The organism is Paenibacillus diazotrophicus, assembly GCF_042610465.1.
Window position 1 is genome coordinate 1,507,534 of sequence record NZ_JBGJZN010000001.1, and the last position, 26,445, is coordinate 1,533,978.

Here is a 26,445-nt window from a genome sequence, read left to right on the forward strand (position 1 = left end):
GATAAACGCAAGCCGACATACTTAACAGACGTCTCAGTACTAATAAGATGTCTGATTTTTTGAGGGGAGACCGGATCATACGATCCGGTTTCTTTTCTGTGTAACCAAAAACACTAATCACCGTATTAGGGTTATGATTAAGATGCCCATAATAAATTCGAGCAGAGGTAATAAAGCGTATGAATGAGAAGACTACGGATCAGGGTGAGACGATGTACAGGGTGGCTGAGCAGAAGGCAGCTCAGTATTTTGCATCCCTTTATATGCAGGTTAAGGACAAATCATATATCCCTGCTGTGACCAAAGATATTCAGTTGTGGAGACGGAGACATGTTCATAAAAATTCATGGCTGTCTTTTTTTACACGGTGGAAGAAAAGTGCTGTTTCCCGGGATTATGAACAATATATCGAATGGCTGAATCATACCGGGCAATTAGATGACTACTTGGATCGCAGTATCTCCTATATTTATATGAGAGACTTGGGGAAAACACTGGACGATCCCCGCACGCAGGCACGAATTCAGCAGGTAATTACAGACACGAAGCATCACTTGATTCCTTCCAATACATCCGGGCGGCAGAACCGAGCAGAATCCATTAGTGTCGCCGGATTTTTCCGGTGGGCCCAGAAGGAGGGCATAGCATCGACGGCCATTTGGCTGATAGAGAAGCTTAAGAATGTCGCCACTCATATCCCGAAGGAAATGGATGCCGATCAAGCCGAACGCAAACTCATCAAAATCATAGTCGGAGTCGTCCTGCATGTGATAGAAGAAATGGATGACAATACAGCATCTGCAGAACGGTCCCGGAGACTGGATGAAGCGATCCGGATCGGCTACTCCTACGGTTTGACGTATCCTTTTATTGACGATCTTCTGGATTCTAAGGTTTTAACAGCTCCCGAGAAAGAACAATATTCCGGTATGATCCGGACTGCGCTGCTAACAGGGGTAGTGCCGGAGCTTAGCGAGTGGCCCGGAAAGAACATGGAGATTATCCAATATGTCCATGCAGAGCTGCGGAATGCGTTCGAATATATGAAGATCCTTCAGAAACCGGAGACGGAGACGACCTTTTTCGGGCAGTCGTATGTTTTTTTTAATGCCCAGGACATTGACCGAAATAAGGAACTTACTAATGCGAATTACACCAATGAAGAACTTTATATTCCTATTATTTTAAAATCCTCTTCCTCCAGGTTAATTGTCCGTTCCGTGATCAGCGCACCCGTGGACGAAGGTTTTGATGAGCGGACCTTTTATTACGGAATCTATAATCAGCTGGCTGACGACTTTGCAGATATGTTTGATGATATGGAGGAGGGAGCGGTAACCCCCTATACCTACTATTTGAAATATCGTAAAGTCCGTTCGGATCTGATCAATCCCTATGAATTATACTGGACGGTGATCTCCCATCTGATTCATAATGTATATCACTCTGATCCCAAGACCCTTGAGGTCATTCTGGATCGTGCCATCAACGGACTCAAACGCTATAAAGCACGCATAGGGACTGAACGGTATAACGAGATCATGGAGATCTTTGCATCCGGGAACCCGGAATTTAACCGGCTTATTCAACAAATGGTACGAAAAGCAGATCATGTTGATTTCTTCGACAAGTTGCTTCGGGACCGGATGAACACCCAACTTAAAAATGAACGTAAGGAAAAGGAAGAATTTCAGCGGACCGTTCACACCGCCCGGGACCATATCAATCATCTGCTGGAGATTCCCATACCGGATGGTATTCCTCTCATGAAAGAATCATTGATTGAGGCTGCGAATTATAGCCTGACCGGGGACGGGAAGCGGATACGGCCTATTTTGACCTGGGTCCTGGGTGTCGAGGGATATGGACTTCAGTCCGCTGCAATCGAGCCGCTTCTCCGGTCATTGGAATTCATGCATACCGCATCCTTAATATTCGATGATCTGCCTTCTCAGGATAATGCACCTACCCGCAGAGGAAGGCCAACCTTGCATGAGGTGCATAATAGCGCCACAGCTGAATTAACGGGACTTTATCTGATTCAGAAAGCCATTCAAGAGCAAGCTTCGCTGAAGGCTTTCGATCCTAAAACCGTGCTGGCTTTGATGCAATATTCGGCTGAAAAAGCAGAGGACATGTGCATGGGGCAGGTAATGGATTTGCACTCCAAAGGCAAGGCATTGACGCTGGAGCAACTGAACATGATGTGCTTTTACAAAACCGGATTAGCGTTTGAAGCCTGTTTGGTGATGCCTGCCATTCTTGCTCAGGTGCAGCCTGCGGAAATTGCAGCGTTGAAGAAATTCGCTTATCATGCTGGTATTGCTTTTCAGATCAAAGATGATCTGCTGGATGAGGAAGGGGATCATCAACTGCTTGGCAAGAATACCCGTATGGATGCGGACAATAATAATTCGACCTTTGTATCTATTCTTGGTCCGGAAGCGGCTAGAATCGAGATGTGGGATCACTATTGCCACGCAGTAGAAGCGTTGAATGCGATCTCCCGGCAAGCCGCTTTTCTAAAGCACTTATTAGACTATATTATTAACCGGGACCGCTAAATTTACGGAAGTACTGGGGGAGACCATGAATAAAACTGAACGGCAGCTCGCCATCACACTTGAACTGCAGAGGAGCAAGGTGCTTCGAGCGGAAGACTTGGCTGATCAATTCGAGACGAGTGTGCGGACGATATACCGTGACATTCAAGCATTGAGTGAGGCGGGGGTTCCGATTATCGGCGCTCCCGGGCAGGGGTACTCCCTGATGGACGGGTATTTCCTGCCGCCAGTCGGCTTCACTGCCGAGGAGGCTGTGGCCTTGATTATGGGGACGGACTTCATTGAACAGAGGCTGGACGCTTATTACGGCAGTGTAGCGAAGGCGGTACGGCGCAAAATTGAGGCCGTCCTTCCCGAGCCGGTACGCTCTGAATCCAACCGGGTACGTGAAACGATGCGGCTTCTTCACACCAAAGAACCGGTAACCGGCCATAAGGAAAAAGACTATCTCGGAGATGTAAGGCGTGCCGTTCTGGAACGACGCAAATTGAGCTTTACCTATCTGAAATCTTTGCCCGGATCCGACGGGAACCGGAAAAGCATGCGGAAGGTTGCCCCGTATGGACTGGTGTTCATTCAAGGGAATTGGATTCTGATCGCACACTGCGACCTGCGGCAGGAAATCCGCCATTTCCGTTTGTCGCGGATGACAGAGCTCGACGTGCTCGATGAGTCGTTCACGGTGCCAACCGGATTTGACCTGAGCCGCTACCGCCAACCAGATGACCGTAATATTCGGGTACAGATACGGGTGAATCCTGAGAAGGCGGACAAAATCGCAGAAACCGGCAGCTTTTATATGGAAACGATGGAGGAGCGGAAGGATAGCCTATTATTTACCTTTCGCGTCCGGCACACGGAAGAATTGCTTCCGTATGTCCTTAGCTGGGGCGGGGACGTAGAGGTGCTCGAACCGGAGTCATTCCGCCATAGGATCCGGGAAGAGGCCGATAAAATTCTTAAACGCTACTGACAAGCAAAGTGACCATACGCATAACCCTTTGGCCGCAACCGTGTATATTTATAGTATGAATAGATGAACTTTGAAAATTTCAAAATGTGATTGTAATCCTCCTTTTTGTTTAGCCTCCAAGCTAGAATGAAGTTGTTGATAAACATTATCATTCAGGAGGTTAAGCATATGAACACAGAATACAAGATTGCGAAAGATACTTATTGGGTCGGTAAAATTGATAACCGGGAGGTACCTTTTCATCGGCTGATCCTGGCGAAAGGAACTACCTATAACTCCTACCTGCTGAAAACCGGCAAACCTACGATCATCGACACTGTAGATATGGAGTTTGGACGTGAATATGCGGAGCGGTTAAGCCAATTCATTGATCCCATGGATATTGAATATATCGTAATTAATCATACAGAACCTGACCATTCCGGAGGACTGGCTGCGCTCTCCTCACGGGCACTCAATGCCACGATTGTCTGCACAGCGATCGCTGTGCCGGAGCTGCAGGAAATGTACAAGCTTCACAGCCGGAATTTCCTGGTTGTAAAGGACGGAGATACACTGGATATCGGCGGAAAAACCTTGCTGTTCAAGGAGACTCCGTACCTTCATACGGCTGAGACTATGATCACATATTGTGTGGAAGATAAAATCCTCTTTCCTTGCGACATTTTCAGCACCCATGTTGCTGTGAATAAGCTGTTCAGCGATGAGGCCGGATACGACATCACGGATGACTTCAAAGGCTACTACAGTGCAATTATTCACCCGCACCGGAGATACGTCAGAACGCTAATGACTGCTGTTCAGGACCTTGATATTGAGATGATCGCACCTTCTCACGGATATCTGATCCGGGAAGACATCCGCAAATATATTGATCTCTATGATGTACTCAGCCGTGAGACTACTGAAGGCAAAAAGGCTGTTATTGTCTATACCACACTTAAGAATAATACCAAAAGAATGGCGAATATCATGAAGGATTGCCTGAATGCAAACCAGATTGAGACTGAAGTGTGGGATGCCGACAAGAGTAGTGCGGAAGATATTCTGAACAGTATCGCCTCTGCAGATGCCGTGTTTATAGGAAGCTCTACCAGATATGCTGATATGATCGGCAACCTGGAGCCTATCCTGCAAGAGATGAAGAATATGGATCTGGAAGGCAAACTGGCGGCTGCCTTTGGCTCCTACGGTTGGAGCGGGGAAGCGATAGAAGTGATCCAGGATTATCTGAACGCCACGAATATGACTGTACAGAGTACTTCGGAAGTCATTAAATCCACAGGGATGATCCACATTGAATTCCCGATACGTGTCCGTTTCTCGCCTAAGGCGCCGGAAAAGGTTCAACAAATCAAAAATGCTGCGGAATTTGTCTCTGATCTTCTGCTCAGTTCTTATTAAGGGGGCAGAACATGAATAAACATTATCTTATTATTGGCAGTGGAGTAGCGGCTGTTCATGCCGCCAAGGCGATACGCGATCAGGATCCTGATACGGAGATTTCAATTCTGGGTGAGGAGGGGCATTTGCCCTACAACCGGATTAAGCTGACCAAAGGATTGTTCACCGATTTGCACAGTGAAAAGGTACTGATCAAGAAGGAAAAGTGGTATAAGGATAACCGAATCGCTGTGCAAACCTCAACCCGGGTAACGAATATTCATACAGACCGGCAACAAGTTGAGACAGCTGACGGCAGAATGATCACTTACCACAAGCTGCTGCTCTGTATGGGGGCGAGAAACCGGGCACTTCCAGTGGAGGGTGCAGGGCTGAAGAATGTCCATACCATCCGGGATCTGGAAGATGCTGATTCCCTGAAAGCGAGTCTTGAGAGCGGCAATCGTATCGTAACCATCGGCGGTGGTGTACAAGGTCTGGAGACGGCATGGGCCTTACACGAAGCTGGTTATGAAGTGACTGTTATCGAAGCGGCTCCGCGGTTAATGGCTCGTCAACTGGATGAAACCTCTTCAAAAATGCTGAAGGAAACCCTTGAACAAGCCGGTGTGAAGGTTATTCTGCATACCGGTGTGACCTCGATAACAGGTGTGGAATCCGTAACAGGGGTTACACTTGACGATAATTCTGTAATTTCCTGTGATCATGTCGTTTATTCGATAGGTATTGTGCCGAATACAACGCTTGTGAAGGACACCCCGATTGATACCCGTTCCGGTATTGTCGTGAATGCACATATGGAGACTAGTGCTCCCCATGTATATGCTGCAGGAGACATTGCTGAAATGAACGGACATGTGGAAGGTTTGTGGGGAGGAGCTATGGAGCAGGGGCGCATTGCCGGTAATAATATGGCGGCTAATGAACCTGTTGCTTACCGCAAAGCAGTTCCGGTCACTTACTTTAATGCATTTGGAATCTCGCTGTTTTCGATTGGACAGACAGATGAGGCGCTGTGTGACCAGAGTATATCAGCAGTAGAGAACGGGGTATATACCCAGATATTTGTGAAAGAAAACACAATGATCGGCGCTGTTTCCTGGGAGGGGGCTGCGGCCTCGCTGGTCTATAAATCCGCTATTGAGTCAGGCTGCAGCCTGGAAGGCATCAATCTTTCCAGCAGTATTTCAGTAATTATGGAGGAAGTTAAGAGTAGATTACAAAGCTAACCTGAGTAGATCAAAGAGGAGATGACCCTGATGAAAAAGTATGTATGTGAGCCTTGTGGTTATATTTATGATCCTGCAATTGGTGATCCTGACGAGGATGTAGAACCGGGCACCGCTTTTGAAGATTTGCCTGAGGATTGGGTCTGCCCGGTCTGCGGCGAAGATACCAGCCATTTTTCACCTATATCTTAGAGAATTCTGCAAAGGAGAGACCCGATATGCCGGAACATTCCTGCCAGAATGCCGCTGAGCCCTGCACCCGCAAAGTACCCATCTTCGCTTCCCTTTCCGGCGCGGACCTCTCCCGGATCAGTGCGATGATTATCCACCGGAAGTACTCCAAGGGACAGTCTCTGATTCTGGAAGAACAGCCGACGGATACCCTGTATATTATTCAGCAAGGACAAGTGAAACTGTCCAAAATGACTCCGCAGGGAAAGGAGCAAATCCTGCACATTTTGACAGCCGGTGATTTTTTTGGCGAACTCAGCATCTTTAACAGCGATGAGCTCAGTAACTTTAGCGCATATGCATTGAAAGATACCAGTATCTGCATGCTGACCAAAACAGATATGGAGCTGCTGATCATGGATAATCCCGATATTGCCTTCAAACTGCTTAAGACGGTAACTAAAAGACTGGCGCATACCGAGAATCTGGCGCAAAGCCTGGCTACCAAGGATCCGGAAATCCGGATTGCCTATATGATTCTGGAGCTTAGTGATGTCTATGGTAAAATGCGGGGCGATAAGATTCATATCGATCTCCCGCTTTCACGGGAAGAACTGGCGAATTACGTAGGCGTTACACGGGAAACCATTAGTCGGAAATTTGCAATCTTTGAAGACCTGGGTCTGATTGAGCTGATCGGCAACAAGCAGATGATCATCCGCAACCGGCCCTCCTTGGAGAAATATATGGACTGACAATTGAAGACAAAAAAAAGAGTGTGCCGGAATTTGGATTCTGGCGCACTCTTTTTTACAATGTGGACTAGGCTTGTTCTAATTGCATAGCCGGACCAAAAAACTCATAGTGGATCTGTTCCTCTTTCATCCCTATCGCCAGCAGTTCACGGATCATGGCTTCCATGAAAGGAACCGGTCCGCATACATAGGCATCACCTGCTGGATCCACATACGATGCTAATGCTTCACGAGTGATTTGGCCGTCCGGGCCGCTTGAATAAAAGGTTTTATATTTGATATTGCTCATGTTCAGCGCATGCTTCTCAACATCATTACCAAAAGCGGCTAGTGATTCATTTCGTGCCGCATGCAGGAACACAGTAGGGCGGTCCGGCGATGACACGGCTACCGTTTCGAGCATGCTCATCATTGGCGTGATACCGACACCACCGGAGATAAAAGCCACCGGTGTGGTTTTGGAAGTATCCAGCAGGAATTCTCCGGCAGGTGCACTTACTTCCACGGTATCTCCTTCGCTTACCTGTGTATGAAGGTAGACAGAGACTACTCCATTCGGATCATTGTCAGCTTCCCGTTTCACGGAGATGCGGAACTCGTCAGGATTGGATGCTTGAGACAGGCTATACTGGCGGATCATAGTATACTGTTCACCCGGGATTAGTACCCGCACTGAAATGTATTGTCCTGGTTTGAACGCCGGTACACCCGAGCCATCAGCAGGCTTGAGATAGAAGGAGGCTATGCTGGAGCTTTCCTGTACTTTTCGGACCACAGTAAACGGTTTGAAGAAATTCCAGCCATTCTCTTGCTCGCGCGCTTCCTTGTACATGTTCGCTTCAACACCAATGAAGGCGGCTTCGATTACGCCATAAGCTTCTTCCCAAGCCTTCATGATATCATCGGTTGCTGCGTCCCCAAGCACTTCCTTGATGGCTTTCAGCAGAAATTCACCGACAATCGGGTACTGCTCCGGTTTAATACCAAGACTCACATGTTTATTGGCAATCTGGACGACTGCAGGCAAAATATTCTCCAGGTTGTCAATGTGAACTGCAGCAGCATACACTGCATTCGCAAGGGCAGTCTGTTGCCGGCCTTGTGCCTGATTGGCATGGTTAAATACATTCAAAAGCTCAGGATGGGCCGCAAAGAGATTCCGGTAGAATACCGTAGTTATTGCAGTACCGTGTTCCGCAAGGACAGGGGCTGTGGATTTGACAATTTCTCGTGTTTGTGTGGATAAAATGACCGTTCACTCCTCTCAATTTTACAAATTTAATATATACTCTTTTACATTTAAAAGATATATTTAAAATACCACTTTAACAAAACGGACACTTTTTCTATCTTATTTTGTATCAAAGATCACATAATTTATCCAGGCTGCGAAATTATCGTGAAGGTTCCTCAAGCAGCAACCTTTCCTCGTCTCTGCTGTGAATAGCATTCACCACCACAAGCGCATGGAAATGCTGAAGCACTTCTGTTGTGAGGCCGTCTTCGTCAAGCATGGTTTTGATATCTGTGATCATGATTCGGAGGAGCTCATGATCACGAGTCAGCCTGGTTACTACATTCTGCAAACCGGGGTTATTCGCCGCCATCTCCGGGTAGAACCCTTCTTCTTCCGCCTCCGCATGACTCAGTATCCTGGTCTCCCAGTACTCCACAAGGTGATCGGCCGCTTGTCGTGCAACCTCGAATTCTTGTATCTCCAGCAGTTTCTCGACTTCTTCAGTTTTGTCTATTGCACCCGATAGTCCGCCTTGATGTATGGCATGATGGGCGTGCAGTTGACGTAAAGAGGGTCCTACCATTTGTTTATCCTCCCCAAAATTTTTTCTCAGTATAACATAGAAGGCAGCATTGAAATTTCCGGTTAGGACATCCCCTGAACAAAAAGAGGGAATTCCCTGACAGCAGTTAGCAGCGCACACCTTTCTAAAACACTTAGAAGGCTCTCCTGATTCAAGAGGGGGGCTTTTCACTTTTTGCTGAATCAAGGGATTTCCCGAGGGACTATAGGACATTCCCTAATGGGAACTCCGGTCCGGGACATCCATAATGGAGGTATTCGAATGAATAGTGAGTCGGACTCTTCCATGTCCTTCATTCTGCAAAGGAGTGTTTGTAAGCGATGAAGAAAAAGTATGGCTTGAACTTTTTTAAGCCGGTTGAAAGTTATTCTGGAAAGTGGTCCATTCTGGAGGAAAAGAACAGGGATTGGGAAGATATGTACCGCCAGCGCTGGTCTCATGATAAAGTGGTCCGCACAACGCATGGAGTGAATTGTACAGGCTCCTGCAGCTGGAAGGTATTCGTGAAGAATGGAATTATTACTTGGGAGAATCAACAGATTGACTATCCGTCCTGCGGACCGGATATGCCAGAGTTCGAACCCCGCGGCTGTCCCAGAGGAGCAACCTTTTCCTGGTATGAATATAGTCCACTTCGGGTGAAATACCCCTATATGAGAGGGAAGCTGTGGCGCCTCTGGAAGGCTGCAGTGCAGGAGCATGACAATCCCGTAGATGCTTGGGCAAGTATCGTAGAAGACCCGGAGAAAGCGGATCTCTATAAAAAAGCCCGAGGCAAAGGGGGGCTGACCCGGGTTGCGTGGGATGACGCGCTTCGTCTGATCTCGGCACAGTTAATCTATACCATACGAAAGTATGGGCCAGACCGGATTGCCGGGTTCACTCCGATTCCGGCTATGTCTATGGTCAGCTATGCTTCGGGTGCACGGTTCCTCTCCCTCATTGGAGGGCAAATGCTCAGCTTTTACGATTGGTACGCTGATCTGCCCCCGGCTTCTCCGCAAATATGGGGCGAGCAGACGGATGTTCCAGAATCCTCAGATTGGTACAATGCCGGCTATTTGATCATGTGGGGCTCGAATGTACCGCTAACCCGGACCCCGGATGCCCACTTCATGACTGAAGTACGATATAAAGGAACCAAAGTGGTGTCCGTTGCACCGGATTTGGCAGAGAACGTCAAATTCGCTGACAACTGGCTTGCACCTAATCCGGGTACCGATGCTGCCTTAGCTCAGGCAATGACCCATGTGATTCTGAAGGAATTTTATTATGAACGCCAAGAAGCGATGTTTATGGACTATGCCAAACAATATACGGACATGCCTTTCATCATTCTCCTGGATCCCCATGAGCAGAGCTTGAAGGGCGGTCGTTTCCTCCGTGCGAGCGATCTCGGTGATTCCTCTCCGCATGCGGAATGGAAACCAGTGATCTATGACTCTGTCTCAGAGGAGCTTGTGGTTCCGAACGGGACGATGGGGCAGCGCTGGGAGACGGATAAGAAGTGGAATCTCATTCTTGAACGGGAAGACGGAACGAAGATTGTTCCTGCACTTTCTGTTGAAGAACACGGCGGGCAGTGGGAAGAGATTGTATTCCCTTATTTCGATCAAGCGGGGAACGGTACATTCACACGGACGATTCCTGCTATGAAAATACGTCTTGCTGATGGAACGGAACGATATGGTACAACGGTATATGATCTGATGATGAGTCAATACGGGATCGGCAGAATTGAGAGTCCTTGGAACGCCAAGGACTATAACGATAGCGCCTCCCATTACACTCCTGCATGGCAGGAGAACATCACAGGTGTGAAATCCAGTGTTGTGGTTCAGATTGCCCGTGAATTCGCCCAGAACGCCATTGATACCGGCGGACGCTCCATGATTATCATGGGAGCAGGGATTAATCATTGGTTCAATAGTGACACCATCTACCGCTCCATCCTGAACCTTGTAATTCTTACCGCATCCCAGGGGGTAAACGGGGGCGGCTGGGCGCACTATGTTGGTCAAGAGAAATGCCGCCCGATCGAAGGATGGTCGACTATCGCTTTTGCGAAGGATTGGCAGGGCCCGTCCCGGCAGCAGAATGCTACGTCGTTTTTCTACTTCGCAACAGAACAATGGCGTTACGAAGAGAGTGGTACCGATTCGCTTAAGTCACCGACAGCAGGAGAGGTAGCCTACCAGCACCCCGCCGATTACAATGTGCTTGCGGCAAGGCTGGGCTGGCTGCCTTCCTTCCCGCAGTTTAACAAGAACAGCCTCATGTTCGCAGAAGAAGCCGCTCAGCAGGGCAAAAAAACCAATGCTGAGATCATCGCCCATACGCTGGAGGAGATCAAATCAAGAACGACCCGTTTTGCTCTAGAAGATCCGGGTGCACCCGAGAATTTCCCGCGAAGCTTATTCATATGGCGTTCTAATCTGATATCCAGCTCCGCGAAGGGCCAGGAATACTTTATGAAGCATCTGCTCGGTGCATCAGATGGACTGCTTGCCACGCCGAATGAAGAGCAGAAACCCGAAGAAATCGTCTGGCGGGAGGATGTAGAAGGCAAGCTGGATCTGATGGTCGCGCTGGATTTTCGTATGACCACAACCCCGTTGTATGCAGATGTCGTTCTTCCGGCGGCTACCTGGTATGAGAAGACGGATTTATCCTCAACAGATATGCATCCGTTCGTTCATCCATTTAATCCTGCGGTCAATCCGCTGTGGGAATCCCGTTCAGATTGGGATATTTACCGCCAGCTCTCGGAAGTCTTCTCGGAAATGGCGAAGTCAGAGTTGCCGGGTGTCTACAAAGATCTAGTCGCTACACCGCTTGCCCATGATTCGATCAGTGAGATTTCTCAGCCGATGGGCTTGGTCAAAGACTGGGCCAAAGGTGAAGTGGAAGCTGTTCCGGGCAAAACGATGCCAAATCTGATTATTGTGGAACGAGATTATACCAAGATTCATGATAAATACATCTCACTTGGACCTAATCTGGTCTCCGGCAAAGCAGGCGCACACGGCATCAGCTTCTCCGTGGCTGATGAATATGAAGAGCTGAAACGTCTGAACGGGGTCTTTTATGATGATTCGATCAAAGATGGTTTGCCCAAAATTCAAACTGCCCGTCAGGTAGCAGATACGATTCTTCATCTGTCTTCTGCAACCAATGGCCGGGTATCCCAGAAAGCCTACGAACAGGCAGAGAAGGATTCTGGCGTTGTGTTAAGAGATATCTCAGCGGACCGGGCTGCGGAGAAAATCACATTCCATAGCATCACCGCACAGCCCCGGGAAGTGATTCCTACACCGGTATTCAGCGGTTCCAACAAACAAGGGCGCAGGTATTCGCCGTTCACTACCAATATTGAACGTCTGGTCCCGTTCCGGACCCTGACAGGCAGACAGCACTTCTATATTGATCATGAAATCTTTCAACAGTTTGGTGAAGCATTGCCTATCTACAAACCGACCTTGCCGCCGATGGTATTCGGACCGCGGGACAGGGAAGTAAAAGGCGGGCAGGATGCGCTTGTCCTTCGGTATTTAACACCACACGGCAAGTGGAATATTCACTCCACATATCAGGACAACCAGCACATGCTGACTCTTTTCCGTGGCGGGCCTACGGTGTGGATTAACAACGAGGACGCAGAACAGCACGATATTGCTGATAATGATTGGCTGGAGGTCTACAACCGGAATGGCGTGGTCACTGCCCGTGCTGTCGTCAGCCACCGTATGCCTAGAGGCACCATGTTCATGTATCACGCACAAGACAAGCATATTCAAGTACCCGGCTCCGAGATTACCGATACGCGTGGCGGCAGTCATAATGCTCCCACCCGAATTCATCTTAAGCCCACCCAGATGGTTGGGGGTTACGCACAGCTCAGCTATGGATTTAACTACTACGGCCCAATCGGCAACCAGCGTGATGTATACGTAGCCGTGCGAAAAATGAAGGAGGTCAACTGGCTTGAAGATTAAAGCGCAAGTAGCAATGGTGATGAATCTGGATAAGTGCATAGGCTGTCATACCTGCAGCGTGACCTGCAAAACGACCTGGACCAACCGCAAAGGTGCGGAATATATGTGGTTTAACAACGTGGAGACCAAACCGGGTATCGGTTATCCGAAACGCTGGGAAGATCAGGAACTCTACAAAGGGGGCTGGCAGCTCCGCAAAGGCAAGCTTGAGCTGAAATCCGGCAACAAGTTGTCCAAGATCGCGCTCGGGAAGATTTTTTATAACCCGGACATGCCAGAGATGAAGGATTATTATGAACCCTGGACATACAATTATGAGCATCTTACGGACGCGGGGGAACAAAAGCATTCACCTGTGGCACGTGCGCATTCGGCAGTAACAGGCGAGAAGATGGACCTGGAGTGGGGTCCGAACTGGGAGGATGATCTGGCCGGCGCACACGTAACCGGACCGCTTGATCCGAATATCCAGAAGATTGAAGAGGAGATCAAGTTCAACTTTGAACAATCGTTCATGATCTATCTGCCACGGTTGTGTGAACACTGCCTTAATCCCAGCTGTGTCGCCTCTTGTCCTTCAGGAGCGATGTATAAAAGGGAAGAGGATGGCATTGTTCTCGTAGATCAGGAGGCCTGCCGGGGCTGGAGATACTGCATGACGGGCTGTCCATATAAGAAGGTATATTTCAACTGGCAGACCAACAAAGCGGAAAAATGTACGTTTTGCTTCCCGCGTGTGGAAGCTGGATTGCCGACGGTATGCTCTGAGACCTGTACTGGTCGTATCCGTTATCTAGGCGTTCTGCTCTACGACGCGGACAAGGTGCTGGAGGCTGCTTCCACACCGGATGAGAAAGATCTGTACAAAGCCCAATGTGATTTATTTATGAATCCGCATGATCCTGAAGTCATCGCCCAAGCCAGAAAAGACGGGATCTCTGAGGATTGGCTGGAAGCCGCCCAGAATTCACCGGTATATAAGCTTGCCATTGAACATAAGCTGGCGTTCCCGCTGCACCCGGAATACCGGACGCTGCCGATGGTATGGTATGTCCCGCCACTCAGCCCGATAATGAATTATTTTGAAGGGAAGGATTCTCTGAAGAATCCGGATATGATTTTCCCGGCGATCGAGGAAATGCGGACACCCATCCAGTATCTGGCCAATATGCTGACCGCAGGCGACACTCAGACGGTAAAAGAAGCTCTCCAGCGGATGGCTATGATGCGCTCGTATATGCGTGCTAAATCAGCCAATCAACCCTTCGATGCAAGCCGGCTTGAGCGGGTAGGATTGACAGCACAGCAGACTGAACAGATGTACCGCTTGTTGGCTATCGCCAAATATGAGGACCGCTTTGTAATTCCGACATCCCATAAGGAACAAACTATGAATCCATATCGTGCCCAAGGCTCTGCTGGGTATGGCAACCGGATGGGTGACATGGGTTCCTTCGGGTCATCAGGATCGGGATGTGATGGATGCGGTCCGTCAAATACTGCCGGTTCGGAGTCGAAGACGGCCAAGGAATTATACGAAGAGAACTTCTACGGAGGGATCTGGCGTGATTGATTTAACGAAGCTGTATACATTCAAGCACTCCTTCGGGTACTTTGCATTGCAGCTAATGTATCCAGAAAGTCAGGATTTTCAACAGTCTTTCCCGGAAGAGGTGTTCGAAGAGGGACATCCGGCTTACCACCATCTGCATATGTACGGGACGCTCATGCAGCAATACAGTTTGGATGAGATACAGGAACAATATGCAGCAACCTTTGATTTTCAGCGGGATTGTGCACTGTATATGACCTATTTTAAATTTGAGGATGCCAAGGAACGTGGTCAAATCCTCGCCAAACTAAAAATGCTGTATGAAATGTATGGGCTTGAAATGCCTGAAGGTGAATTGCCGGACTACTTGCCGCTCATGTGTGAATTTCTTTATGCAGCCGAATGGCTTAACGATTCACGGACACCCGAGAATTTCCGGATGCTGATTGGGGTTCTGGAGGATGGCACATATCACTTGCTTCAGGCGCTGGACAAGAATCAAAGCCCGTATTTCCACCTGGTGAAGGGTCTTCGGGAAACACTCAAAGCTTGCATCGAACAGGAGGCAGTCAGTCAATGAATATGTTCGATCAATTCTTATGGGTCATTATTCCATACATTTGCCTAGTCGTTTTTGTTGTTGGGCATATCTACCGCTACCGGAGAGACCAGTTCAACTGGACGGCCAAATCCAGTGAATTTATCGAGAAGAAACAACTGAAATATGGAAGTATTCTCTTTCATCTTGGAATTATTCCTGTTATCTTCGGACACATTGGCGGTCTCGTTGTTCCAAAATCATGGATGGAGGCTGTGGGTGTAAATGAGCATACGTATCATATCGGGGCAGTATATATCGGTGGGATTTTTGGAATCGTCACTCTGGCCGGTATGCTGATTCTTACCTCACGGCGATTTACACTTAAGAACGTCCGGCGGCTAAGCAGCGCTTCTGATTTGATTGTTAATTCTCTGCTCTTGTTCATTGTATTTATGGGCATGTACTCTACACTTGTTACCAACGCGGTGCAGCCTGAATTTGATTACCGTGAGACCATTTCCGTATGGTTCCGTGGCTTGTTTATGTTCAGACCCGATCCTGCGTTAATGACAACTGTGCCGCTATCCTTTAAAATTCACGTCCTGTCAGGTTTCGCGATCTTCGCATTCTGGCCCTTTACCCGGCTTGTTCATGTATGGAGTGTTCCGTTGAATTATGTAGGCAGAAGTTATATTCTATACAGAAGACATAAATCGAATTAAAGGAAAGTAAGTGTGCACTTCTTTCCCTGTTCAAATAGGAGAGAACACGATGAAAAACAAGGTTGATTATCAGCTGGAGCTTGACCTGATCCGTGAAGCTTTAGGGTATGATTTCATGTCATTGGCACTTGCAGACCCTGCAGAATATGATTATGTCATCCGATGGAAATACGCCTCCGGCAATCTGAATTCCCGTTATAAAGGGATTGTTCTTCAGTCGGGAAGAGGAGTAGCGGGCATCGTATTCAAAACCGGAAAGCCGTTCTTACTCTCTTCAGTAAAAGAACAGGTTCGGCAAGAAATGCTGTTTAATTATCCGATTGTTAAATCAGAGAATCTGCAGAGTATAGGGGCAGTACCCCTGTGGAACGATGCCCGTGTAGCCGGTGTGCTTCTTGGTGGTTTCCGGGGGATTCAGCAGGTTAATGAAACCATGCTGAGGGATCTGGAGAGTATGGCTCGTAAGGGGATTGGAGACTTGAACGGGAAGGAATTGTTGCTGAGTTGATGCTGCCAACCGGGATGGATTCACTAAATATTCTGATGCTGAAGCTGTTTGAGAACAGCAGGGAAGCTATCTTCTTTTTTGACAGGGAAGGGAAGACACTGGCCATGAATCCTGCAGCCTCCAGTATTGTGGACAGCGACTTTCTAGACCAGCTAGAGCAAGGGAATTCCCTTGCTCTCTGCAGTACATGCAGGGGGTATACCAGTGACCATGAGCTCCGTACCTGTTCCAACTGCTTTTTTCATACAACTGAATCCGAGGATTTCACCTCCTACCAGGTTTACCTTGAGACGAAATACAAAGGGATTGTACCCTACACAGCAAGCTTTCATACGATAGATCCCGAGAATGGGATCCGGGTGTTAATGCTCCGGGATCTAACCAGACAGTTCAAGACCCAGGAGAATTTTTATCAGAATAAAATGATGAAGCATGTGATTGAAGCACAAGAGAATGAGCGAAAGCGGATTTCCCGTGAACTGCATGACAGCGTTGCCCAGGAGCTTATGAGCGCTGTAGTGGATTTGCGGGTGCTTAAGTACATGACCACAGATGACAACATACTTAAGAAGGTCAAGCAGACCGAAGTCTCTATGACGCGGCTCCTGAATGATATCCGCAATCTCTCTGTGGAGCTTCGTCCGGCTGCGCTCGATGATTTCGGGCTGGAAGCAGCCTTCCGTTCCCACTTTAAGCGGCTGGAGCAAATCTACGGACTTATCATAGAATTTGATTCCGATCTCTCCGAGAACCGCTATGACAGTGAAATAGAAACGGTGATGTACCGGGTCTGCCAGGAAGCTGTGCTCAATGCTCTAAAGTATGCACAGGTAGACATGGTCCAAGTAAAACTTACCGAGCGTGACGGAATGCTGAAGCTCACAATCGAAGATGAAGGTATCGGCTTTAACTTAGGGGATGAACCAAACGGTACCGGACTGGGATTATACGGTATGCAGGAGCGTGCAGAATTAGTAGGAGGCAGCTTCAGCATAAGGACGGAGGCAGGAAAGGGAACTACAATTATTATTCAAGTTCCTGCCGGAGATGGAAGTGGAAAGGAATGATCACCGGATGAAGATCGTTATCGCAGACGACCATGCCATTGTGCGCAGCGGTTTTGCCATGATTCTTAATTTCCAGGATGACATCGAAGTCATTGGTGCTGCTGCCGACGGGATAGAAGCCTATGCCATGGTAGCGAAATGCAGGCCGGATATCCTGATCATGGATCTTAGCATGCCGCCCGGAGAGAGCGGACTGATCGCTACAGGCAAGATCAAGGAGGATTACCCCGATACCAAAATATTAATTCTGACCATGCATGATGATGAAGAATATCTGTTCCATGTCCTGAAGAACGGAGCGTCAGGTTATGTGCTGAAAAGTGCGCCGGATGAGGAGCTATTACTGGCTATTCGCACTATTCATCAGGGAGGAACCTATATTCATCCCAAATTGGCTACCTCCCTGGTCCGTGAATTCATCAAAAAGGATAAAACTGCCGCTTCAGAAGACCTGTTTGAACTGTTGTCCAAGCGGGAGCTTGAGATTTTGCCGCTGATCGCTAAAGGCTATGGCAATAAAGAGATCGCAGAAAGGCTGTTTATCTCCGTGAAGACGGTGGAGGCCCATAAATCAAAAATCATGGAAAAATTAAACCTGAAGAGCCGGCCGGAACTGGTGGAATATGCCTTGAAAAAAAAGCTGCTGGATTTCTAAGTTTCGATTGGAGGTATTTATGCCGAATTCTACCGGTATGCACTCTACTTCACCTGCTATGCGTATTCTAGAGAACGAACACCGCTATTTATCCTATCTGATGGGAGAATGGCACGCGATTGTTCTTTCTTTTGAACAAGACGATCTGATCAGTGAAGAGGAAGCTCGTCACAGAATCGGGGAGCTGCGGAGATTGATTCTGGAGTTTCAGATTCCGCTTGCCAAGCATACACATAAAGAGGAAGAACACTTTTTCCCGCTGCTCGGCCGGTATATAGGTTTTGAACAAGGGCCGCTGGTTGGAATTCAGGAAGAGCATGTGGAAATCGACGGTTATTTGGGACATTTCCTTCACCATACGGCAGTTGACATGGAACCGCTGTCGCTGTCAAAGATGATGTCCGCCGTGAAAGATGCTGCAGAGGCTTTTGAAATATTAACCGTGCATTTTGTCAAAGAAGAAGCTGTGATTTTTCCAATGGCCGAGACTCAGCTGAACGAACCGGACCACAGGCGGCTTTTTTCAAAAATGAACACACTAATCACATAAAATCTCCATACGGCTTTATTGTCCTCCTAAGGATGATAGAGCTTTTTTATATTTCAGGGAATCCCCTCTCAGGGACAGGGTACTCCCCTATATCAGTAGCCGAGTAAGGGCAGATACAATAAGGACAGGAAGTGAATATATACAATCAGCAGATAAGAATAATGGCGGAAAAGGTGAATGACATGATTAAAAAAATGCAGTTGCCGTTACAAACCCTGAATTTGATCGTTGGCTTTATGGTATGGGTAATTATTTCATCACTAATGCCTTTTATTTCCGAGGATATTTCTATTCCATCGGGAAAACTGGCCATGGTCACGGCGATTCCCGTAGTGCTTGGTTCGATCCTGCGTATACCGCTCGGCTACTATGCCAATATTTTTGGAGCCCGTATCATTTTTCTGATCAGCTTTATCCTTCTTCTCTTTCCAGTCTTCTATATTAGCAATGCCACCACATATATGGACCTGATCGTTGGCGGTACGTTTTTAGGGATTGGAGGCGCTGTTTTTTCCGTAGGAGTTACCTCGTTGCCCAAGTATTTCCCCAAAGAAAAACACGGGTTTGTTAACGGGATCTACGGGGTTGGGAATTTGGGTACGGCCCTAACCACATTTACTGCTCCGATCGTCGCTGCCCATTATGGCTGGGCGACTGCTGTGAAGCTGTATCTGATCCTTCTGCTGGTCTTTATTGCGCTTAATTTCTTTTTCGGAGACCGTCATGAGCCTAAGGTAAGAACGCCTATTATTGATCAGATTAAAGGTGTAGCCGCTAATGAGAAGCTCTGGTTGTTCTCGTTGTTCTATTTCATTACGTTCGGGTCGTTTGTCGCCTTTACAATCTATCTTCCTAACTTTCTGGTATCCAATTTTGGACTGGAAAAGGTGGATGCAGGCATGCGAACCGCGGGCTTTATTGCTGTTGCCACCTTCTTCCGGCCGGTTGGCGGCTGGCTGGCTGACAAATTCCAGCCTTTATTTCTGCTCATCGGGACGTTCAGTATTTATACTATTGCTGCGATCCTCTTAGCATTTCTGCCCTCTATTGGACTGTACACGGTGGGGTGCCTGGCCATTGCGTTCAGTGCAGGGATAGGAAATGGAGTTATCTTCAAGTTAGTCCCGCTTTATTTCAATAAACAGGCGGGGATTGCCAACGGGATTGTCTCCATGATGGGTGGACTGGGCGGGTTTTTCCCGCCGATTATGCTCTCGATTATTTTTTCAATCACAGGCCAATATTCGATAGGGTTCATGCTGCTGTCCCAAGTGGCCTTGGCGAGTCTTGTTCTTGTGATTTGGCTCTATTACAACGATCGCCTGGCACTTACTTCCGAAGTGTTCAAATCTACGGCCCAGGGAATTCTCGTAACGGATGCTTCGGGTGTGATCAAGAGTGTCAACCCTGCATTTACGAAGCTTACTGGCTTTACAGAAGCGGAGGTGCTGGGCAAATTGCCAAACGTGCTGAAGTCAGGAAGGCAGCCGGAAGGTTTTTACCGCAGCATGTGGAGCGAAATCCGGGCAAAAGGGTTTTGGCAGGGTGAAATTTGGAACAAAAGAAAGAATGGAGAGGAGTATCTCCAGCTGCTGAATATTAGTGCCGTCAAGGATGAGACCGGGGCAGATATTCGTTATGTCGGTACATTCAGCGATATTACGCACAAATAAGTGGGAGATTACTAGAAATGGGAGGAGGGCGTATGAGAACGACACCCATCATTGATCAACTAAAACGTCCGATCCGGGATTTGAGGATTTCGGTAACTGACCGTTGTAATTTTCGCTGTACCTACTGCATGCCGAAGGAAATATTCGGTGACGATTACGCCTTCATGCCCGCCCGCGAACTGCTGTCTTTTGAAGAGATTATTCGTTTGAGTAAACTCTTTATATCTTTGGGAGTTGGCAAAATCCGACTGACCGGGGGAGAACCGCTACTGCGGAAGGATCTTCATGAGCTTGTATCAGGCATCCGGGATTTGAATGGTGTAGAGGACATCGGATTGACCACTAACGGTATTTTCCTGGGGCAGCATGCAAAAAAGCTGTACGATGCGGGATTGCGGCGATTAAATATTAGCCTGGATGCGCTGGATCCCGTGATTTTCGGAAAAATGAACGGAAGAGGCACGAAACCTTCTCTTATTCTGAGAAATATTGATCAAGCCCGTGAAATGGGCTATGAGATCAAAATCAACATGGTGGTTCAAAAAGGTGTAAATGAATCAGAGATCCTGCCGATGGCTGCCTATTTCAAGGAACGTAACATTACGCTGCGCTTCATTGAATTTATGGATGTAGGAAATGACAATGGCTGGAGTCTGGCTAAAGTTGTTACCAAAAAGGACATTCTCCAATACCTTCAAAACGATTATAAGTTAGAGGCTTCGGAGCAAGAGAGCTATGGAGAGGTAGCACAACGTTACCGTTATCAAGACTGTAAGACTGAGGTGGGATTTATCACTTCGGTGTCTGAATCCTTTTGTTCGTCCTGTACGAGGGCAAGGTTATCTTCTGACGGTAAATTCTATACTTGTCTGTTTGCATCAAAGGGTACGGACCTGCGGACATTGCTTCGCACCGGAGCTGACGACCGTACGCTGCTCCGTGTGATTAAAGAGGTATGGGAGCTGCGCGGAGACAGGTATTCCGATGAGCGCCAGGAACAAACTGCAGGGAGCCGGAACAAGATAAGTATGTCGTATATTGGTGGCTGACGGGTTGGAATACACAAGATGGTATGAATTAATAAAGGTAGGAGACGATGGTCACCCATGAACGGAGCGGAACTGCTGATTCAGTTATTGCTTGACAAGAAGGTCGACACGATTTTTGGATATCCGGGGGGAGCCGTACTTCCTCTATACGACGCTTTGTTTGATTGTAATACCTTACATCATGTCTTAGTAAGACATGAACAGGCGGCCGTTCATGCCGCCGATGGTTATGCGCGGTCCACGGGGCGTCCCGGACTTGCACTTGTCACAAGCGGACCTGGTGCAACTAACGCCATTACCGGAATTGCGACAGCGTTTATGGATTCTATTCCAATGATTATCCTTACGGGTCAGGTGGCTACCGAATTAATTGGTCTGGATAGTTTTCAGGAAGTGGATATTTACGGAATGACGATGCCTATTACGAAACATAATTATATGGTTAGGGATATAGGCGATCTACAGAGGATTGTACATGAAGCCTTTTATTTGGCCACAACAGGCCGTCCCGGTCCTGTGCTGATCGATCTGCCGAAGAATGTGATGACGTCCACAGTAGAGGACAACCATTACAGTGAAATATCGCCAGCACCCTTACATATCCGCGGTTATCAGCCATATTCAGTGATCCCTGCCGATAGCTTACAGCTTGCAGCAGAGCAGTTCAATCATGCAGAACGCCCATTAGTTCTAGTTGGAGGCGGCTGTATGACAGATGAGACACCTTCATGGCTAAGAAAGTTTGTGGAGAGATTTCGGCTTCCTGTTGCGAGTACGCTAATGGGACTCGGCGCCCTGCCTTCCGATCATCCACAGCATCTGGGCATGGTGGGGATGCATGGAACTGTAGCTGCCAATCGTGCATTACAGGCAGCCGATTTGGTACTATGTCTCGGGGTTCGCTTCAGTGATCGTGTGACAGGAAACCGCAAGTCATTCTCTCCCGGCTCTTTTAAAATACAAGTTGATATTGATTCCTCTGAACTCAATAAGAACATCAATGTTGACCTTGCCATAACAGGACTCATATCGGAAATGCTTGCCGGATTGATGGAAGAAATACATAGGAGTGACCACTCCCTTTGGGAGAAACAGATTCAGCAGTGGATACAGCGATCCTCTAAATCTTCTCCCCAACCAGTAGCGAAATTGACTCCACAGGAAGTAATTAAATGTATTGATGCAGCTACAGACGGCAATGCCATCGTATCAACCGATGTAGGCCAACATCAAATCTGGACAGCCAGACACTACAACTTTACCGAACCGCGCTCTTTTCTAACCTCCGGTGGACTTGGAACCATGGGCTATGGATTGCCGGCAGCCATCGGTGCAGCAGTGGCCTATCCCGACAGGGAAGTCATCTGTATTACAGGGGATGGAAGCTTCCAGATGAATATACAGGAGATCATGACTGCTGTGGATCTGGGCATTAATCTGAAGGTCGCCATTCTTAAGAATGGATACCTTGGGATGGTCCGGCAGTGGCAGCAGCTTTTTCTAGGGCGAAGGTACTCTTCGGTGCACATCAGTTCACCTGACTTTGCTCTAATGGCCCAATCTTTTGGTGCGCACGGATTTCGGGCGCAGACCCTGGAGGAAGCAGAGTGCATTATTGAAGAGGCATTGCACACAAAGGGAGTCGTAATCATGGAATTTGATATTACCGAAGAATCCAATGTATATCCTATCGTCCCTCCGGGGGCCGGGAATCACGACATGATCGAAGAGTAGCACTATCAATATACAAAGAAGCGGGTTCCGTTATCGGAGACCCGCTTCTTTGCTTTCCAAGAGATTTATTGTAATTAGTGTTCAAAGAAAATAAAGTATTCGACTGGATTCATTGATTTAACGGGGTTTTTGTTTTGAAGGATCGTCAGCTTTTGAAAAATAAATTTTAAACTGATCCATTAATAAAAGCAGTGACGAACCAAGACTTGATAATAAAGTCTTAGACTGCCGCTGTTTCGTTTAACTAACGTTTCCCGTTAGATTAACGTCAAAACTTATGAATTATATATCTCTCTATTTAGATTAACAACATCTTGATGTGAGTATCCGCCTGCAGTTGTAGTAGAAAATCTTGCTATTGCCTGATCTCTTAAAAACGGGGCTTTTTCCTTATTCGCCCTCGTTAATGCTTCGGTTAATTCCTCTTTCGTTAGTTCCGTGCAGTAGCCAGGGTTTCCGGGCTGTTGTCTCCACGAATCATTTAAAGAGCCACCATCTACGGCATCAAAGCCTAGCACATTTACTACGTCCATAATTACTTCTTTATGGGATTGAACGTTACCAGCCACCGCCATTGCAATGCGACCACTAGTACCTTCAGGAGTTCCATTATTTTTTAATGTATACGCTAATTGATTGTTGAACGCTTTAATGATAGGTCTACCTAATTGGTTTGAAACCCAAAGACTTTCAACCATTCCGTTCTCAATTTCTTCAATTTTATTATCCCTAAAAGGATAATAATTTGATGTGTCTACAACAATAACTTCTTCTCCAATTTTGTCTATAGTATCACGGATGCTTGGTATTACATGAGAAGGAAGAGATATTATAAGAACATCAATATTTGTAATTACATCTTCCAAACTCGCAGGTGTTCCAGCAAACTCTTTTCCTTCTAAATGTTCAACTCCACGAGTTTCTGCAATTTTTACGTTATGCCCATTCTCAACTAATTTATTAGAAATACTTGCCCCTATTGCTCCTGCACCTATAATTCCAAATCTCATTTTTATTCCTCCTATTTGTATTAAAGTTGATTTTTTGAGTATTTTGTCTACATGCACTAATATATATACGTTACTCGCTTTTTTGAAGAGGGCAATAATAAGTGACATAGTACTATTTTTTGTACCTAACAGCAGAATGAGGTGGAATTGGTGTCTAAAATCAACAAAGAAGGATTTAATGAAGAATGTAAGACGGACCATAGGGAAATATATGGAATTGCTTATACCCAAAATCTGCTTTCAGGACGTTGGAAGTATATGATTCTTTGGTTTCTAAAATTCAAGCCACACCGATACAACGAAATTAAAACTCTTTTATGGGGTATTTCACAAGGGTCTCTAACAAAGCAACTTCGGGAATTGGAGGCAGATGGCTTAATTAACCGTAAGGTTTACCCTGAGGTGCCTCCGCGTGTTGAGTACTCACTGACGTCAAAAGGAGAACAATTGATTCCAATTATTGATTTAATGGAGGAATTCGGAAATAAGTTTGGAGAAAAATCAGATTAATTAGACGGGGTATTTCTAAACTATCCTGCTCCTCAGCTTAATGAAGCATTGTCAGTCTAATACTTTATTTTCACCGAACAATTAGAAATAGAAGATAATCACCGATATGTACAGCATAATGGAAAAGACAATTTCCAGCATTCCGGTTCGTTTGGCTGTGATTTTTGTTCTGGGAAGGCTTGCCGCGCGCGCAAGCAGAAGGAGCAGGGGGCAGGTTAATGAAGGGAAGAGGAACACACCAATAAGTATAAATAGACTATGATACACTACCGATGCGTAATAATACTTTGGATTGTTTTTCTCACGAATAATCGTTTTTACGTACAAGGCAGTCCCTACAAAATATAGTAACGCCAAGATAAACAATTCGGTAGCTGTTTCCCAGCTTGTACCTCCGCCAACATAAAATACGGGAAACACCATCAGACAGAACAGCAGAATCCCTGAGATATCGTTGAGCAGCGCACGTTCATTTTTGGTTCTGGCATAATACAGATTTACAGCAAAAAGTGGTAGGGCCAGCAGGGCGAACCAGAGAAGCTTAGGCTTGGCAGCGGTCAGATAGATAACAAAAGGGAGGAGCAGCAGACCATATACTTTAAGAGGCTTGAGAACCCTGTCAAACCGTCGCGTTTTGACTCCTTGCAAAAGTTGAAAGATGAATAAATAAATGAACAGCCAGCACAAGAACAATGGAATATGAAGGAATAGGGCCTGTGAGGCCGCCATTCCGAACAAAAAAGGGAGTACCAGCATGGCCCAAGCGCCATGTTGATTAGGAATATATTTTTTCAACAATAATTACCTCCAGTGCGATACCATATTTCCCGGACACTTTAAATATACGATCTTTCGAAGCACCCTCTAGTGATTCCAGACACACGTTGCAGATTATCCAGTTCTATCCCTACATATAAAAATAAAGCTTGCATCCCTTTGACTATTAATGATATTTTAAAATAAAAGCCACACAAAACAACGTAAAAGCACAAAAGAACAACTTGGGCATCACAGGGATGAGATCCCGGAATTCAGGAGGCTTAACATGATTACACGTCGACTTTCCTTTCATCCGAATGGGACTTTTAAAATTGTGCAGTTTACGGATATCCATCTCCAGGATGGAATCGAGCCGGAGCGTGATGCCCGGACGCTGGAACTTATGAAGCGTATTCTGGAAACCGAGCAGCCGGATCTGGTCGTGTTCACTGGCGATCTGATCTACAGCGCAGATACGGTAGACCCCAAGGCTACATTCCGCCGGGTAATTGAGGTAGCGGCACAGGCGGGAACGCCGTTTGCCGTGATCTATGGTAACCATGATACGGAGAAGGGGGTTACAAGGGCAGAGCTTCAGGCGATTTTATCAGAATATGAGTTATGTATGGCTGAAGCGGGACCGGAAGAAATACAAGGTACAGGCAATTATGTGCTATCCCTCTATAGCCATGCGGAAGAACGGGAGTCTGCGGTACTATATTTCGTGGATTCGGGTGAATATGCTCCTGCAGCTATCGGCGGGTATGCCTGGATTCATCCTGATCAAGTCGGCTGGTATTCACAGGAATCTGCTAAGATCCGGGAGAGAAATGGCAAAGTGCTGCCTGCGCTGGCATTTATGCATATTCCGATTCCAGAATACAATGAGGTATGGCAATCGGGAAGTGTAGCCGGGAATAAGGGAGAAATGGTCTGCTGCTCCAAAGTAAACAGTGGCTGGTTCGCGGCCATGCTGGAAGCAGGAGATGTGATGGCAACCTTCGCCGGACACGATCATGACAATGATTACATAGGCGTACTGCACGGAATAACGCTTGCCTATGGCCGGGTGACCGGGCATAACACATACGGGGCCCTGCAGCGCGGAGCAAGGGTGATTCGACTCCAGGAAGGGGAACGGCGGTTCGAGACATGGATCAGGTTGGAGGATGGCGGTGTAGTTTGACCTAAGCATGGACAGAGA

General features: G+C 47.1%; 23 protein-coding genes. 19 read left to right on the forward strand and 4 right to left on the reverse strand.

Annotation, left to right across the window (positions count from 1 at the left end; translation table 11 throughout):
* Positions 1-179 precede the first annotated feature (179 nt).
* From ACAN54_RS06875 to ACAN54_RS06900, 6 genes are all read left to right on the forward strand, one after another.
* The gene (locus ACAN54_RS06875) at positions 180-2,564 is read left to right on the forward strand and encodes a polyprenyl synthetase family protein (protein ID WP_379152238.1); all 2,385 of its coding nucleotides are present in this window, start codon (positions 180-182) and stop codon (positions 2,562-2,564) included.
* Positions 2,565-2,589: 25 nt separating this feature from the next.
* Complete coding sequence (locus ACAN54_RS06880) at positions 2,590-3,537, forward strand: helix-turn-helix transcriptional regulator (RefSeq protein WP_379152241.1); 948 nt, start codon at positions 2,590-2,592, stop codon at positions 3,535-3,537.
* Between the two features lie 168 nt (positions 3,538-3,705).
* Complete coding sequence (locus tag ACAN54_RS06885) at positions 3,706-4,941, forward strand: FprA family A-type flavoprotein (protein WP_379152245.1); 1,236 nt, start codon at positions 3,706-3,708, stop codon at positions 4,939-4,941.
* 11 nt (positions 4,942-4,952) lie between these two features.
* Positions 4,953-6,170: an NAD(P)/FAD-dependent oxidoreductase gene (locus ACAN54_RS06890; protein WP_379152248.1), complete on the forward strand. Its 1,218-nt coding sequence runs from the start codon at positions 4,953-4,955 to the stop codon at positions 6,168-6,170.
* A 30-nt stretch (positions 6,171-6,200) separates the two neighbouring features.
* Positions 6,201-6,362 carry a rubredoxin gene (rd, locus tag ACAN54_RS06895; RefSeq protein WP_379152251.1) on the forward strand — a complete coding sequence of 54 codons (162 nt, stop codon included), beginning with the start codon at positions 6,201-6,203 and terminating at the stop codon, positions 6,360-6,362.
* 26 nt (positions 6,363-6,388) lie between these two features.
* Entirely contained in the window at positions 6,389-7,096 is a 708-nt protein-coding gene (locus ACAN54_RS06900; protein WP_379152255.1) for a Crp/Fnr family transcriptional regulator, read from the forward strand.
* Between the two features lie 67 nt (positions 7,097-7,163).
* On the opposite strand, the gene hmpA is transcribed toward ACAN54_RS06900, so the two are convergent.
* A complete protein-coding gene (hmpA, locus tag ACAN54_RS06905) occupies positions 7,164-8,345 on the reverse strand; it encodes an NO-inducible flavohemoprotein (RefSeq protein ID WP_379154127.1) in 1,182 nt (393 codons plus the stop codon).
* A gap of 145 nt (positions 8,346-8,490) precedes the next feature.
* A complete protein-coding gene (locus ACAN54_RS06910) occupies positions 8,491-8,916 on the reverse strand; it encodes a hemerythrin domain-containing protein (protein WP_379152258.1) in 426 nt (141 codons plus the stop codon).
* A 320-nt stretch (positions 8,917-9,236) separates the two neighbouring features.
* On the opposite strand from ACAN54_RS06910, the gene ACAN54_RS06915 reads away from it, so the two are divergent.
* From ACAN54_RS06915 to ilvB, 11 genes are all read left to right on the forward strand, one after another.
* Positions 9,237-12,911 carry a nitrate reductase subunit alpha gene (locus tag ACAN54_RS06915; protein ID WP_379152261.1) on the forward strand — a complete coding sequence of 1,225 codons (3,675 nt, stop codon included), beginning with the start codon at positions 9,237-9,239 and terminating at the stop codon, positions 12,909-12,911.
* Positions 12,901-14,484, forward strand: coding sequence for a nitrate reductase subunit beta (narH, locus tag ACAN54_RS06920; protein ID WP_379152264.1), 1,584 nt, complete (start codon positions 12,901-12,903; stop codon positions 14,482-14,484). Before ACAN54_RS06915 ends, narH begins: the two co-directional genes overlap by 11 nt.
* On the forward strand, positions 14,477-15,043 hold the full coding sequence (gene narJ, locus ACAN54_RS06925; protein WP_379152267.1) for a nitrate reductase molybdenum cofactor assembly chaperone: 567 nt from the start codon (positions 14,477-14,479) through the stop codon (positions 15,041-15,043). Before narH ends, narJ begins: the two co-directional genes overlap by 8 nt.
* The gene (narI, locus tag ACAN54_RS06930; protein ID WP_379152272.1) at positions 15,040-15,726 is read left to right on the forward strand and encodes a respiratory nitrate reductase subunit gamma; all 687 of its coding nucleotides are present in this window, start codon (positions 15,040-15,042) and stop codon (positions 15,724-15,726) included. Before narJ ends, narI begins: the two co-directional genes overlap by 4 nt.
* Positions 15,727-15,775: 49 nt before the next feature.
* On the forward strand, positions 15,776-16,234 hold the full coding sequence (locus tag ACAN54_RS06935) for a GAF domain-containing protein (protein WP_379152275.1): 459 nt from the start codon (positions 15,776-15,778) through the stop codon (positions 16,232-16,234).
* Positions 16,231-17,301, forward strand: a complete 1,071-nt coding sequence (locus ACAN54_RS06940; RefSeq protein ID WP_379152278.1) for a sensor histidine kinase — start codon at positions 16,231-16,233, stop codon at positions 17,299-17,301. Before ACAN54_RS06935 ends, ACAN54_RS06940 begins: the two co-directional genes overlap by 4 nt.
* Positions 17,302-17,308: 7 nt before the next feature.
* Positions 17,309-17,956: a response regulator gene (locus tag ACAN54_RS06945; protein ID WP_379154129.1), complete on the forward strand. Its 648-nt coding sequence runs from the start codon at positions 17,309-17,311 to the stop codon at positions 17,954-17,956.
* A gap of 19 nt (positions 17,957-17,975) precedes the next feature.
* On the forward strand, positions 17,976-18,506 hold the full coding sequence (locus ACAN54_RS06950) for a hemerythrin domain-containing protein (RefSeq protein WP_379152282.1): 531 nt from the start codon (positions 17,976-17,978) through the stop codon (positions 18,504-18,506).
* A gap of 182 nt (positions 18,507-18,688) precedes the next feature.
* Positions 18,689-20,179 carry a nitrate/nitrite transporter gene (locus ACAN54_RS06955; RefSeq protein ID WP_379152286.1) on the forward strand — a complete coding sequence of 497 codons (1,491 nt, stop codon included), beginning with the start codon at positions 18,689-18,691 and terminating at the stop codon, positions 20,177-20,179.
* Between the two features lie 32 nt (positions 20,180-20,211).
* Positions 20,212-21,228 carry a GTP 3',8-cyclase MoaA gene (moaA, locus tag ACAN54_RS06960; RefSeq protein WP_379152290.1) on the forward strand — a complete coding sequence of 339 codons (1,017 nt, stop codon included), beginning with the start codon at positions 20,212-20,214 and terminating at the stop codon, positions 21,226-21,228.
* A gap of 57 nt (positions 21,229-21,285) precedes the next feature.
* Positions 21,286-22,962 carry a biosynthetic-type acetolactate synthase large subunit gene (gene ilvB, locus ACAN54_RS06965; RefSeq protein WP_379152294.1) on the forward strand — a complete coding sequence of 559 codons (1,677 nt, stop codon included), beginning with the start codon at positions 21,286-21,288 and terminating at the stop codon, positions 22,960-22,962.
* A gap of 275 nt (positions 22,963-23,237) precedes the next feature.
* On the opposite strand, the gene ACAN54_RS06970 is transcribed toward ilvB, so the two are convergent.
* Entirely contained in the window at positions 23,238-24,173 is a 936-nt protein-coding gene (locus ACAN54_RS06970; RefSeq protein ID WP_379152297.1) for an NADPH-dependent F420 reductase, read from the reverse strand.
* Here ACAN54_RS06970 and ACAN54_RS06975 point away from each other — a divergent pair.
* Entirely contained in the window at positions 24,123-24,482 is a 360-nt protein-coding gene (locus ACAN54_RS06975; RefSeq protein ID WP_379152300.1) for a winged helix-turn-helix transcriptional regulator, read from the forward strand. The two genes, ACAN54_RS06970 and ACAN54_RS06975, sit on opposite strands and share 51 nt — an antisense overlap.
* An 81-nt stretch (positions 24,483-24,563) precedes the next feature.
* Here ACAN54_RS06975 and ACAN54_RS06980 read toward each other — a convergent pair whose 3' ends face one another.
* Positions 24,564-25,277 (reverse strand): YwiC-like family protein, encoded by a 714-nt coding sequence (locus ACAN54_RS06980; protein WP_379152303.1) that lies wholly within the window; start codon positions 25,275-25,277, stop codon positions 24,564-24,566.
* A 250-nt stretch (positions 25,278-25,527) separates the two neighbouring features.
* On the opposite strand from ACAN54_RS06980, the gene ACAN54_RS06985 reads away from it, so the two are divergent.
* Positions 25,528-26,427 (forward strand): metallophosphoesterase family protein, encoded by a 900-nt coding sequence (locus tag ACAN54_RS06985; RefSeq protein ID WP_379152306.1) that lies wholly within the window; start codon positions 25,528-25,530, stop codon positions 26,425-26,427.
* Positions 26,428-26,445: the final 18 nt, after the last annotated feature.

Excerpts from the sequence above, each read along its gene's own strand:
- moaA (WP_379152290.1), top strand. The coding sequence starts at position 20,212 with ATGAGAACGACACCCATCATTGATCAACTAAAACGTCCGATCCGGGAT.
- rd (WP_379152251.1), top strand. The coding sequence starts at position 6,201 with ATGAAAAAGTATGTATGTGAGCCTTGTGGTTATATTTATGATCCTGCA.
- ACAN54_RS06900 (WP_379152255.1), top strand. The coding sequence starts at position 6,389 with ATGCCGGAACATTCCTGCCAGAATGCCGCTGAGCCCTGCACCCGCAAA.
- ACAN54_RS06970 (WP_379152297.1), bottom strand. The coding sequence starts at position 24,173 with ATGGTCCGTCTTACATTCTTCATTAAATCCTTCTTTGTTGATTTTAGA.
- narI (WP_379152272.1), top strand. The coding sequence starts at position 15,040 with ATGAATATGTTCGATCAATTCTTATGGGTCATTATTCCATACATTTGC.
- ACAN54_RS06915 (WP_379152261.1), top strand. The coding sequence starts at position 9,237 with ATGAAGAAAAAGTATGGCTTGAACTTTTTTAAGCCGGTTGAAAGTTAT.
- ACAN54_RS06955 (WP_379152286.1), top strand. The coding sequence starts at position 18,689 with ATGATTAAAAAAATGCAGTTGCCGTTACAAACCCTGAATTTGATCGTT.
- ACAN54_RS06945 (WP_379154129.1), top strand. The coding sequence starts at position 17,309 with ATGAAGATCGTTATCGCAGACGACCATGCCATTGTGCGCAGCGGTTTT.
- ACAN54_RS06890 (WP_379152248.1), top strand. The coding sequence starts at position 4,953 with ATGAATAAACATTATCTTATTATTGGCAGTGGAGTAGCGGCTGTTCAT.
- ACAN54_RS06875 (WP_379152238.1), top strand. The coding sequence starts at position 180 with ATGAATGAGAAGACTACGGATCAGGGTGAGACGATGTACAGGGTGGCT.
- ACAN54_RS06950 (WP_379152282.1), top strand. The coding sequence starts at position 17,976 with ATGCCGAATTCTACCGGTATGCACTCTACTTCACCTGCTATGCGTATT.
- ACAN54_RS06935 (WP_379152275.1), top strand. The coding sequence starts at position 15,776 with ATGAAAAACAAGGTTGATTATCAGCTGGAGCTTGACCTGATCCGTGAA.
- ACAN54_RS06885 (WP_379152245.1), top strand. The coding sequence starts at position 3,706 with ATGAACACAGAATACAAGATTGCGAAAGATACTTATTGGGTCGGTAAA.
- ACAN54_RS06880 (WP_379152241.1), top strand. The coding sequence starts at position 2,590 with ATGAATAAAACTGAACGGCAGCTCGCCATCACACTTGAACTGCAGAGG.
- ilvB (WP_379152294.1), top strand. The coding sequence starts at position 21,286 with ATGAACGGAGCGGAACTGCTGATTCAGTTATTGCTTGACAAGAAGGTC.
- ACAN54_RS06985 (WP_379152306.1), top strand. The coding sequence starts at position 25,528 with ATGATTACACGTCGACTTTCCTTTCATCCGAATGGGACTTTTAAAATT.
- ACAN54_RS06910 (WP_379152258.1), bottom strand. The coding sequence starts at position 8,916 with ATGGTAGGACCCTCTTTACGTCAACTGCACGCCCATCATGCCATACAT.